Origin of the sequence: Campylobacter concisus (assembly GCF_902460845.1) — a bacterium.
Lineage (GTDB): Bacteria > Campylobacterota > Campylobacteria > Campylobacterales > Campylobacteraceae > Campylobacter_A > Campylobacter_A concisus_X.
In genome coordinates, this window is sequence record NZ_CABPVS010000011.1 from 1 (window position 1) to 12,444 (window position 12,444).

A 12,444-nucleotide genomic window follows, 5' to 3' on the forward strand; every position below is an offset into this window, starting at 1 on the left:
TTTTATCTGGGATTAGTTTAGAATTGAATAAAAAGTCTTTTATATTAATTTTTTTAAAATTATACTTTTTAAAATCTACCTTAATATACTCTTTTTCTGCATAATTTAATATAGAATTAGAAACAATGTTGCCATTATATAGACTTGTTTCTAGTAAAAATACGCGCTTATTATAATACTTTGCAACATCAAAAATAACAGAATCAAAAAGTCCACCAAATTCTAAAGTAGAAGAAAATACTGCATCTATTTTTTCATTTTTAAATCTATCTATCCAAAACGATAGTGCACAATAATATAAATATTGCTGTGAATTTAGATCACTTGTGACTCTAGAAAAAAAATGTTCTACTTTTAATTGTGTATTTCTAAAATTCTCAATTATAGAATAATCTAGTTTTATATTTTGTTTAGTATAATATTCATTTACTTCGTACCACGATAAAACAATAGGTATATTATACTTTTCCTGTATATTTATAACATCACTCTTTGAGCTCACTATTAATGTATCAATTTGCAATACATTTGACCTAATCACCGAATGCACTACATTGCAATCTAAATCAATTAAAATAATTTTTCTCATTTTAATAACCCATTTTACTAATCATAACAACCATAGTATAATTTAAATTCATTTCTTTATAAACTAAATCCATCATCAACTACGATATTTTGTCCATTTACATATTTTGATACATCGCTTAGTAAATAGATCAAAGCACCGCAAATATCATTTGCATTGAGCATTCCTTTCATGCCACATCTTTTTTTATATTGGCTTAAAAATGGCTCAGGCTGCCCATCTAAAATTCCTCCAGGACTTATAGCGTTTACGCGGATATTGTCTTTTTTAAACATCTTTGCCATGTATTTTGTCATGCCAAGAAGGCCATGTTTTACTACTGTATATTCGACAGGAGAGTGCATGTTTGTTCCCTCGTAAGTCTCAAAAGCAGGAGCTCCGATACCTTGTATAGATGAGATATTTATGATATTACCGTGACCTTGCTCTAAAAAGAATTTTATAAAATTTTGTGAGATATTAAAGTATCCACCAAGGTGTAAATTTAAGAAGGCATTGAAATCATTCATATCTATCTCAAAAAATTTCTTACCGTAATTTTTGTTTTTTGGATAGGCGTTATTTACAAGTGCATCTATGTGGCCATATTTTGAGTGTAAGAAATTTATAGCTTCATTAACAGAATTTACGTCACTGATATCAATTTGCAAAACTTCGATTTTTGCGTCTTTGTTTGAGGTTTTTATCTCATCTTTTAGTAAATTTGCTCTTTTTGTGTCGACTTCTGCTATTACTCCAACTCCGTTTTGGCTAGCGATGGCTCTTATGAAAGCACTTCCTATCCTACCAGCCCCTCCTGTTACTACTATGACTTTATCTGTTAGCATTTTTTTCCTTCATTAAAAACTCTACAAATTTAAAATCCAGTTCACAATCTATATCGATTGATCTATCCTCACTCATCACATAAAGCCCGGTTTTTGGCAAAAACAATGTATCGTTATTTAGCAAGGCTTCACGTTTCCAGATATAGATAGAAGCATTCATATCATAAGTCTTTGGTGCATCTTGTCGTCTTACAATGGCTTTTGCTAAAGTTTTTGCAAGCCCCACATGTCCATCAGGATAAATTTCAATCAAGTTAAAGTATGGGCTTCTTCTGCTCGGCATTGCGGTTATTAGATTGTCATTTTCATCGTGCAAAAACTGATTGTAAGCGTTTATGATATCGCTTACATCACGAAGTGGAGCTGTTGCATCAAGATCGATCTCATAATCAAATTTTTGTGCGTAATGTTGTTCGCTTTTTAAAAAAGCATCTTTTATCACATCAAGCTTTCCAGCTGTATCGCTGGCCATAGCAGCATCTCTTTTAAAAAAAACTTCTGCACCGTATTTTACTGCCGTTTCTGCGATCAAATCGCTATCAGTACTAATTACTATATGTTCAAATAAATTTGACTCTTTGGCTTGCTCTATGGTATAAGCGATAAGGGGTTTTCCACAAAGCTCACGTACATTTTTCCCTTTTACGCCCTTACTACCGCCTCTCGCACATATCGTACATAAAACATTACTCATTATTTTGCCTTTGAATTTGATCTATTATGTTCATAGTATCTTGTCCTTCGCTAAAGCCACAAACGTATCTTTGTTCACCCAGGATATCTTTATGCATAGCTAAAAACATCTCATTTCTTGCCAAATTTGGCATGTTAAAAATTTGCTTATTGATATCTTGTTTTATGAGAGTGCCTTTTATAAAATTAAGCTCATAAGTGGAGCCTTCGCACTCCACTCGCACGTTTCTATGCGTCATATGGCTTAGATAATCAATACTTATATTGGCCACTACATTATTGTTTGTTTTGCCAAAGATCAAACATAAATCATCGCTTGTTATCTGCAAATTTGAAATTTTATCTTGAAAGCTTTTTACGCTCTTAAATTTACCGCACAGCCACATGGTATAGTCTAACTCATGACTAAGATCTAGCAAAACCCCACCACCTTTTTCTTTGCTAGCGCTATAACATTTTGTATAGTCTACATTTCTCCAGCTTGGTAGATACTGTCCACAACTAGCATTTATGTACAAAATTTTTTTACTCTCCAAAAGCTCTTTTAGTTTTTGCAAAAGTGGATGAAATCTAAGCACGTAGCCTACAAAAATTTTGTTGTTTTTTGGTGTAAAATCGTAAAATTTCTCAAACAAAGGCTTTTCGCAAAGTATTATTTTATCTTTTACTTTCTCGTCTAGAAATTTTAAATTTTGCAGATGTAAAAATGTAGGAGTTGCTATGACAAAGTAGTCAAACTTGTCTAAGTTTGAGACTTCTTCTAAACTTTTGTAACAAATTTTTCCACCTACATCTTGGCTAGTGACGAGGCAGATCTCATCTATCTGCGGTAAAGCTTCCAATACTTCGCAATGCCTTTTACCTATTGAGCCATAACCTATAATTAAAATTTTTAACTTCATCTTATTAATTTTTCAATTTCCACACGCCTTCATTTACTTCTTCAAAAATATTTTTATTATAATGACTATCTATAATTTTCCAAAATTCTTTTTCACTGTACCCAAAAAACTGGCAAAATTCTCTTACACATCTTGGATCCAGATCGTGATCATGCTTTTTTACGAGTTTTATAGCATCATCTCTGGTAAGCATCCCATATCTTATCATTCTTGCAGCATAGTCAGTGGCACTAGCATGTCCGAATTTTGGATATTTCATCCAGGAATGAACCAAGTAAGCCGCTGAATCTACTTGATCAAATTGCTCAATATGATGAGTTCTTCTCCACTCATGAGTTAAATCATGAAAACCATATTTTTTAGCAATTTCATAATTATTGAAACTATTCCACTCTAAAAAATAACTTAAGTAAATTGGATCCAGTTTGTCTAAATCCTCTTTTAGTGGCGGATCAAAGAAATTTAAGTTTTTTTCGTCTACACCTATTTCTAAAAGTTCATTACGAGATATTCCACTTCCCACACCATTATTTACTTGTTCCTTAGCAGAATACGTTTCGATACAATTTACTCCGCCGTATTCATAAGATACATTCTCGCCGTAAACTAGCAATGGTGTATTAAATTTAACTGCCATATGTAAAGGATATGTATAAATGTATCTATCTATAAAATACGTTGGTTTGCCGTATTTTTCAAATGTGTACCTACCTATTTTTTTTTGAGCTTGTATATTAGGCTTTATAGATAGTATATCACAGCCAAAAACCTCAGATATATTTTTTATATTATGCATTCCAGCTTTTGTCATAGGAAAATTATCTTCCACTGAAACTAGAAGTGGATTCATCTTCATTTTCTCTTTCATAATATATGTTTGAAAATGGCTATCTTTTCCACCTGAAACAGCTATCATACAATCATAGCCATTTAAACCATTCATACCTCTATATTTATTACAAAGTTCTTCAAATTCATACCATCTTTTTTTATAGTCTATTTTTTTTCTATTTTCGTAAGATTGACAAGCTGTACAAACACCCTCTTTATTAAAAGCAATACCAGGTCTTGTATCAGGCATTACGCATTTTGTGCAATATTTCATATTTTACTCCATTTTAATTATTTGAAGAATATACCATATTCTTCATTTGCCCTTTGGTATTCTTCAATACGTCCAATATCAAGCCAATATTCTCTGATCGGAAATGATATAATATTTTTACTTAATTTTATTAGCTTTTCAAACAGCGTAGGCATATCATAAAACTCATTTTTTGGTATTAGATCTAAAATTTCAGGTGAAAGCATATATATTCCAGCGCTTACGAAAAATTTCTGCACCGGTTTTTCTGAGATCTCTACTATCTTGTTGTCATTCATTTTTACAACGCCATAAGGCACTTCGTAGTCATACTCTCTTACACACATTGTAGCCGTCGCTTTATTTAGAGTGTGGTAGTTAAAAATATGTTCGAAATTTACATTTGTAAGAAGATCACCATTCATTACAAAAAATGGCTCGTTTGGTCGCTCTTTAAGTAAGCTTAATGCACCTGCTGTACCCATTCTTTTTTGCTCTAAAATGTAGTCAATGTTTACTCCAAATTCCTTACCGTCACCAAAATAGTCCTTGATGATGCCTGCATTAAAATTTACACACATCGTGATATTTGCAAAGCCATACTCTGCAAATTTCTCAACTATCGTCTGAAGGATCGGCTTGTTTCCAACCTTTAGCATCGGCTTTGGAGTATCTTGTGTGAGTGGTCTAAGCCTAGTACCAAGCCCCCCCACCATCAAAATCACTCTATTTGTCTTGATCTTTGGCTCAACAAGCTCTTCTATCTCTTTTAAGTCTAGAACTATTCCATTATCATCTATTATTGGTATCTGGTGAAGTTTTTTAGATAATGCTATCTTTAAAATTTCCTCTTTTGTGCTAGAAATTTTTGCAACAGCCGGCTCTTTATAAATGATCGTCTCTATAGAGCTGTCAAGGTCTAGCCCTCTTAATATACCTCTTCTTATATCGCCGTCAGTCAGTGTTCCAAGAAGCTTATCTTTATCATCAACAACTAAAGCTATCTGCATAGCTCCGCTATCTATAATCCCCAAGGCTTCCTTTATAGTGGCATTTTGTTTTAGCTTTATGTTTTCTATATTCTTCATTATTTATATCTTTACATCATAAAATTTCTTTTTCAAAATACCTTCTAGCTCGATCTCTTTTAAAATTTTAACCATTTTTTTGCTTGAATTACCACCATTATATGGATTGATGGTATTTTTTAAAACTTGCTCAAATTCTTTTGAATATACTTTTTTTATAGCGGCTAAAATTTCTTCTTTAACGGGCCTAACGTCTATCACACTGCTAGCTTTTGCACGTCCTTTTTGTCTGTCACCTATGTTTATGGTGGCTTTTTTAAAGCTTGGAACTTCCAAAAGGCCACTTGAGCTATTTCCTAGGACTATATCAACAAATTTTATCGCACTTAGATATCTCAGCTGTCCAAGTGAAGCAAATGCCACAGCTTTTTGTGAATTTTTACTCACATACTCATCTATCATTTTATTTATCACATCACCATCTATGTCGCTATTTGCTTTTGTAAAGATAAAATTTGTATCTTTTAACTCATCTATTGCTTTTAAAAGCTCGCTAAATTGCTCTTTTGCGCTGCCATTTTCAAGCGTTACTGGATGAAAAGTGATTAGTATATTTTTTTTAGCAAGCTTAAAATTTATAGACTTTTCAAACTCATCTTTATTTAGTAAATTTAGTTTTTTTATGTTTTCAATGCCAGGCCCACCGACATTAAAGACTCTACTAGGCTCTTCTCCTAACTGGATTATGCGGTTTGCATACTCTCTTGTAGCTGCAAAATGAATATGGCTCATCTTTGTTATGCTGTGCCTAAAAGCCTCGTCAAATGCCCCTTGGGTGGTTTCTCCGCCATGTATGTGTGCTATTGGTATCTGCATGATACTAGCCACGCCAGCTACACCAAATATCTCGTATCTATCGCCAAGAAGTACCAATATATCTGGCTTAAGTTCGCTAAAAGCTGGGGCAAATTTCTCATAAACCTTTGCCACTTCAGTACATATATCAAGTTTTGAGTGCGAAGAGCCTAAAATTTCTATCTTTTTATCTATCTTAAAATCTTTTTCAATCTCTTTGTATGTGAGTCCAAACTCAGGACTTAGGTGCATGCCGGTGGCAATTATTTGAAGCTCAAGCTCGCTATCTGCCTCGATCTCTTTTAAGAGCCAGTAAAGTAGGCCATATTCTGCTCTAGTGCTTGTCACTACACAAATTTTTCTCATATCAGATCATCTTGCTTGTAATCTTTTTGTGAAATTTTTCCGATCACCTCATCCCATCTCATAGGATTTATGCCGTCTCCCGGGCGTTTTACACAGATATTTTGTTCGCTAAAGACTTCACCTTTTTTTATATCACACTTTGCTACGATCGACTTTCTAGCTATTTTGATATTTTCGCTCTCGCTTTTACTAAAGTGCTTTAGTCCGTCTCCAAGCGCTAGTTCTATATTTCTAATAGCTCTAACCATCGCCACTAGCTCATCTGGCTCAAGGCTAGCCTTGTGGTCAGGTCCGGGCATATTTTTATCAAGAGTAAAGTGCTTTTCTATGATCTTTGCACCCATGGCAACCGCTGCGATATCGACCTCAATGCCAAGCGTATGATCGCTATATCCGACCTCAAGACCAAAGGCATTTTTCAGTGTTATCATCGCTTTTAAATTTACATCCTCCATCGGTGTTGGATACTGCGTATTTGCATGAAGAAGACTTATGTTTTCACGTTTCGTGCCACTTTTTATAAGTACTTCTATCGCGGATTCTACCTCACCTAAATTTGCCATGCCAGTTGAGAGAATGATCTTTTTATTTAAGCCGCCTATCTGCTTAAGATAAGGTAAATTTGTTATCTCGCCGCTTGGGACTTTAAATGTGTCAAGCCCAAGCTCATCAAGAAGCTTTATGCTGTCGCTATCAAAAGGAGTTGAGAGAAATGTGATATTTTTTTTCTTGCAATAGGCTATAAGCTCTTTATGTGTGTTCTCATCCAGTTCAAGCTTTTTTATCATCTCAAACTGGCTTTCATTTTTATCGGTAGTTTCTTTTTGATAGCTAGCCTTTTGTGCGTTTTTTGAAACAAGATTTTGAGCCTTAAAGGTTTGAAATTTTACCGCGTCAGCGCCAGCTTTGACTGCCACGTCGATCAGCTTTTTAGCTAAATTTATATCACCATTGTGGTTAACCCCAGCTTCAGCTATGATAAAAACACTATTTGACATCAAATCTATCTCCCACCTTAATCTTTCCATCATATTCATATTCCACAACTTTTACAAAACTATCTTGTGTTTTTACCAAAAAAGTATCACCGTCTTTACACAAAATCGCACCAGGGATACATTTATATAGTGGTGCATCTTTTATAAGTTCTACTTTATTTATTTTCATCTCTTTGCCATTTAGAAATGCCCTTGCTACTATGGCTGGATAACAAATGGCACGTACAAAATTAAATACTTCTCTGCTTGTTTGGTTAAAATTTAAATTTTCATCGCCTTCTATACGTCTTGAGCAGTAAAACCCAACATCCTCTTGTTTTTTGGACTCTGCTTTACCGTTTTTAAATAGACATATCGCCTGATATAGTATGTTTGCACACTCGCTATGCGCTTTTGTTAGTATGCTTTTGTAGTCATCGTTGTCTGTTATATCAAAACATTTTTGCAAGATTATATCACCGGTATCTATACCAGTATCCATATAATGTACAGTTATTCCAAATTCTTTTTCGTCATTTATCAAAGCCCAGTTTAGGATATTTCTGCCTCGATAAAACGGCAATTTACCTGCGTGACAATTTATAGTTTTATATTTTGGCAAATTTATGATCTTGGGTTTAAAAATTTGATTAAAAGACATTGATACAAACAAATCACAATCATATTGTTTAATTCTGTCAATAAACTCATCAGAATTTATATCTTTATGCTTTAAATAGTCAATTTTAAATTCGTTTGCATAATTTAGAAGTTTTTCATCATTTGAATCATATCTGGCACAGATAAATTCTATTTCTATATCTTTATCTTTAATAAGTTTATCAAATGCGTTATGGCTCCAAATACCATCTGCAAAATACCCTATTTTAAGTTTCATATCACTCTCCTCATTATTTTGCATATATGACTAAACTCTTGCGCTACTTGGGATATTTACTATCCTATCGCTTAAAAATTTAGCATTTTTTAGCTCGTCTCTTTGGCAGTCCTTAAACATATCAAGCTCATTCATGAGCTGCCAGATAGGACGCGTAAAAACGCCATTTTCATTACTAAATTTCAAAAACTTATCTCGTTTTTCATGACTTTCAAAGAGCACTGCGTTTAGCCAAAAATTTGACCTAGCGTCCGCTGGTTCATCTATAAATTTCACATCATCAAATTTAGAAAAATACTCTTTATAGATCATCGCAAGTTCGCGTTTGCTCTTTAAAAATAGCTCCAAATTTTCAAGCTGTGCCACAAGCAGAGCTGCATTTAAATTTGGCAAGCGGTAGTTGTAGCCGATCTCGCTGTGACGATACTCAAAAGGATGTGGCACCTTGGCCGTTGTGGTGATAAATTTGGCGTGCTTTGCTATCTCCTCATCGTTTGTGATGATAGCTCCGCCACCTCCACTTGTGACGATCTTATTGCCATTAAAGCTCATGGCTGCAAGCTTGCCAAAATTCCCTGTATGAGTGCCTTTGTAGTAGCTACCAAGGCTCTCGGCACAGTCTTCTACCAAAACGATATTCCAGCGCTTGCAAATTTCAGCTATCTCATCTATCTTACAAGGTAGTCCAAAAGTATGCATAGGCACGCAAGCACGCACTATCCTGCCGCTAGTTTTATTTACACATTTGCCGCCTTTTAGCTTGCAGTTTTTCCCTAAAAACTCGCTAAGCGCTGCTGGCGACATACCAAGCGTGTCAAGGTCGACATCCACAAAAACTGGCTTTGCAAAAAGGTAGCTAATGGCATTGCAAGTGGCTATAAAGGTAACTGGCTGTGTGATCACTTCGTCATCTTGGCCAACACCAGCTAGCTTTAAGCAGATATGAAGCGCAGAGGTGCCATTTGTCGTAGCGACTACAAATTTTGCTCCGATCATTTGAGCTAGCTTACTCTCAAACTCATCGACAAATTTGCCGACACTTGAGACAAAGCTAGAATCGATACACTCAAGCAGATATTTTTTCTCATTGCCTATAAATTTAGGCTCGTGAAGTGGGACTTTGTCCTTGCCAAAGGTGCTTTTTATAAATTTCAAAACCTCGTCAAAATCACATTTTTTCATCAAGATATTTTCCTGTTTCTTTATGCATAAAATTTGGTATGAGCTCGAAAACTTCGCGCAAAACGTCCTCTTTGCTCCATGTCAAGCTTGATTTTAAATTTAAGATATTGTTTTTAAAAATTTCTAGTTTTTTGCTGTCAAAATTTGCATCATTTTTGACTATGCCGATATTTTGAAGTCTTTGCATGTCAAGTCTTTCGCCGTCAACGAAAAACTCCTCGTAGTCCTTCTCTCCAGTCGTGTCGCTAGGCGCAAAAAGACAAGGATAAAAGCCATCTTTTGGAAGCACTTTTGCAAGCTTTCTGGCTTCCTCCTCATTTTCACACAAAAATGGTTCGTAGCCTAAATTTGCCAAGTATCGCTTGGCTATCTCACTAAACGTTATGAGGTCTAAATTTTCATCTAATTTTGGGAAAAATATATCTCTATTTTCACCAAAAATGGTACTTAAAAGACAAAGCTCGCCACTCTCTTTTGGTGTTAGGAAGTAGCGCCTGACATCGTTTGGGGCGACTATGGGCTGAGACTTTTCTATGCGTTTTTGAAAGCCAAAAAGAAGTGAGCCATCGCTAAATGCCACGTTTGCAAATCTAGCCATTGAGACGTCAATATTTAAGGAGTGTCTAAACGCAAACATCTCCATGATGCGCTTGCTAGCTCCCATTAAATTTACAGGATTTGCCGCCTTGTCAGTACTTACGCAAAAGTATTTTTTTGACTTCATACTAAAGGCTTGCGTTAGCGTTTTGTCGGTGTTAAAGATGTTTGTTTCGAGCATCCTCATAAGCGTAAACGGATCTTTTTCGCTTCTAACATGCTTTAGAGCTGATAAATTTAACACGTAGTCAAATCCACCACTTTGCGCTAAAAGTGCTTCAAATTCGGCGCTTGCAACATCTATGGCAAAAGTTTTAAAGTCACCATTTATATATCCAAACTCGCTTCTTATGTCACGCACTAGCTCGACAAGGTTGTTTTCAGAGATGTCGACGACGTAGAGCTTTATTGGATCTCTTATAAAGATCTCTTTTGTCACGGCAGAGCCTATAGATCCTGCCCCACCGATAACTAGAAAGCTTGAGCTTGAGACTATCTCTTTTAAATTTTTATCAAGCGCCTTTATGTCATCTTCAAAGAGATTTTTAGTGCGCCCTATTAGGTTTAAGATATTGTTCATATTAATTCCAAATTATTTCGTTTGCTATATATTCGTTTACATTTTCTTTTTTATAAAAAACTTGATCATAAGATTTTTTTAGTTCGCTAACAACCACCTCAAACTCATTAAATATTCTTTTAATATGTGAGTCTAGTTCTTTATTATCGTTTGCAACTAAAACTAAATTATAGTATCCATATTCAGTAACATTTTTTCCACTATTTTTATCTTTTATATTCTTATTAAGATTATATGCGTATTTTGAATCTAACATTTCTATTGTTGGTATGCCGATTGAGATCATATCTGAAACAACTCCAGAATAAAAACAAATAGCAAATTTGGAATGTTTTCCTAAGAAAAATGTATGCAAATTTGAAACCATCCAACCAATCCCACACTCTTCTTTAGGCAATGCTTCTTCGCAAGAGTTATCGCACACTTCATCAGGATGTTTTTTTATTATCAGCTTTAAATTATATTTTTTAGCCTGTTTATAAATCTCTTTAACATATCTAACTTTTTCTTCTCTTGGCATAAATGAGCCATAATTTCTTGAGATTAGAAAGATATAATTTCCATTAAAAGGGATTTCATAATTACTACAATAACGATCCATAAAATAATCGATCCATTTTTTCTCATGTCTTGGAATACCCACCACCCTACAAAACTCTTTTTTTATCCCATAGTAATTTTCATAGTACTCTGCATCTTTCTCAGATGATGCAAATACAATAGTATTATTGTTCGGATAGTTATTTACAATAGTTCTTGTTTTTAATTCCTCTAACAGATATTCATGACTATTATTTCCATGGCAAATTGAATACTTTTTAACTTCACTTAGTTTGGTTAATATATCTTCATGGGCATCCTTGCTAGATTCGTAAACATCATACAATATTTTTAAATTTTCACTTTTTAATTGATATAAATTTATAAATTTCAAATTATAAATTTTTACTATTATTGCATTTATTTTTGTCATTATAGAATTTAAGCAAGAGTCTAGTTTAATAATCCTTAGCTTATTTAAAATTTTTTTTAATATCAAAAATGGATTTAGATGATTTGAAAAAAAATAATATTTTAGAATAATTTCAAAATTATTAGATTTGATAAAAGCACCATTTATGTCTTTATAAACAATAGCAGTAAATATCTCACTTGCCAGCTTAATCAATGGTGAGTTTAATTCAATTTGTTTTATTATGTAATAATCATGTGCGTAGAATATAAATTGCGCATCAGGCTGTTTATTTTTGAGTTCATGCAAAACAGATGCCCAACTATCCAATGTGCCCAAACTAGGTGAACATATAAATAAAAAAACATCTTTTTTCATTTTATTCCTTTATTTTGAATATATAGAAATCCTCTATATAATCGGCCTTATTTTTCAGTTTTTCATTATTATATCCATAGAATTTTATTTTATTTAGATAAGCAGCTTCATAGTCGTTTACACTATCTCCTATCAAAATACATTCGTTGGAATTATAATTATATTTTCTCAATACGTTTTTTACTAGCTCATTTTTAGGAGTTGGAGAACCCTCTATTGTTTTAAAAAATTTACTTAAATCGAGCTTTTCGCAAAGATAGTTCAACTCTTTTTCATCAGATCCAGAGACTATATGAAAATTATATTTTTTATAGTTTTGTTTTATAAATTCTACTGTTTCGGTAATAAGATATTTTTTATTAGTAAGCTCTGTTTTCATTATATATGAGAATTTACTTGCTAATTCTTGAACCTTTTCATCACTTACATCGATACCTAAAATAGCATTATAAAAATATCTTATTTTTACATAACGACTTAATCCACCATTTAAAGAATGATATTCTAGCAATCTATTTACAAGAACATCATTAAAT

General features: G+C 33.6%; 13 protein-coding genes. All 13 read right to left on the reverse strand.

Annotated elements, in window-relative coordinates:
* Positions 1-589, reverse strand: a 589-nt coding sequence (locus F3H00_RS10000) for a hypothetical protein (RefSeq protein ID WP_188115666.1), incomplete at its 3' end; no start/stop codon positions are given.
* 56 nt (positions 590-645) lie between these two features.
* The gene (locus F3H00_RS10005; protein WP_148800803.1) at positions 646-1,416 is read right to left on the reverse strand and encodes an oxidoreductase; all 771 of its coding nucleotides are present in this window, start codon (positions 1,414-1,416) and stop codon (positions 646-648) included.
* Positions 1,403-2,110 (reverse strand): acylneuraminate cytidylyltransferase family protein, encoded by a 708-nt coding sequence (locus F3H00_RS10010; protein ID WP_148800805.1) that lies wholly within the window; start codon positions 2,108-2,110, stop codon positions 1,403-1,405. The genes F3H00_RS10005 and F3H00_RS10010 overlap by 14 nt, the downstream gene beginning before the upstream one ends.
* On the reverse strand, positions 2,103-2,951 hold the full coding sequence (locus F3H00_RS10015) for a Gfo/Idh/MocA family protein (RefSeq protein WP_262367420.1): 849 nt from the start codon (positions 2,949-2,951) through the stop codon (positions 2,103-2,105). The genes F3H00_RS10010 and F3H00_RS10015 overlap by 8 nt, the downstream gene beginning before the upstream one ends.
* 64 nt (positions 2,952-3,015) lie before the next feature.
* Positions 3,016-4,116 (reverse strand): N-acetyl sugar amidotransferase, encoded by a 1,101-nt coding sequence (locus F3H00_RS10020; RefSeq protein WP_148800809.1) that lies wholly within the window; start codon positions 4,114-4,116, stop codon positions 3,016-3,018.
* 17 nt (positions 4,117-4,133) lie between these two features.
* Positions 4,134-5,183, reverse strand: coding sequence for a nucleotidyltransferase family protein (locus F3H00_RS10025; protein WP_148800811.1), 1,050 nt, complete (start codon positions 5,181-5,183; stop codon positions 4,134-4,136).
* A 3-nt stretch (positions 5,184-5,186) separates the two neighbouring features.
* Positions 5,187-6,344, reverse strand: a complete 1,158-nt coding sequence (gene neuC / locus F3H00_RS10030) for a UDP-N-acetylglucosamine 2-epimerase (RefSeq protein ID WP_107785710.1) — start codon at positions 6,342-6,344, stop codon at positions 5,187-5,189.
* On the reverse strand, positions 6,341-7,342 hold the full coding sequence (gene neuB, locus F3H00_RS10035; protein WP_107785709.1) for an N-acetylneuraminate synthase: 1,002 nt from the start codon (positions 7,340-7,342) through the stop codon (positions 6,341-6,343). The genes neuC and neuB overlap by 4 nt, the downstream gene beginning before the upstream one ends.
* Positions 7,332-8,219 carry a methionyl-tRNA formyltransferase gene (locus F3H00_RS10040; RefSeq protein WP_107785708.1) on the reverse strand — a complete coding sequence of 296 codons (888 nt, stop codon included), beginning with the start codon at positions 8,217-8,219 and terminating at the stop codon, positions 7,332-7,334. Before F3H00_RS10040 ends, neuB begins: the two co-directional genes overlap by 11 nt.
* A 30-nt stretch (positions 8,220-8,249) precedes the next feature.
* Positions 8,250-9,401, reverse strand: a complete 1,152-nt coding sequence (locus F3H00_RS10045) for a LegC family aminotransferase (RefSeq protein WP_148800813.1) — start codon at positions 9,399-9,401, stop codon at positions 8,250-8,252.
* Positions 9,388-10,578: a UDP-N-acetylglucosamine 4,6-dehydratase gene (locus F3H00_RS10050; protein WP_148800814.1), complete on the reverse strand. Its 1,191-nt coding sequence runs from the start codon at positions 10,576-10,578 to the stop codon at positions 9,388-9,390. The genes F3H00_RS10045 and F3H00_RS10050 overlap by 14 nt, the downstream gene beginning before the upstream one ends.
* Before the next feature lies 1 nt (position 10,579).
* On the reverse strand, positions 10,580-11,908 hold the full coding sequence (locus F3H00_RS10055) for a hypothetical protein (RefSeq protein ID WP_149703839.1): 1,329 nt from the start codon (positions 11,906-11,908) through the stop codon (positions 10,580-10,582).
* Position 11,909: 1 nt separating this feature from the next.
* Positions 11,910-12,444, reverse strand: a 535-nt coding sequence (locus F3H00_RS10060) for an HAD family hydrolase (RefSeq protein WP_149703840.1), incomplete at its 5' end; no start/stop codon positions are given.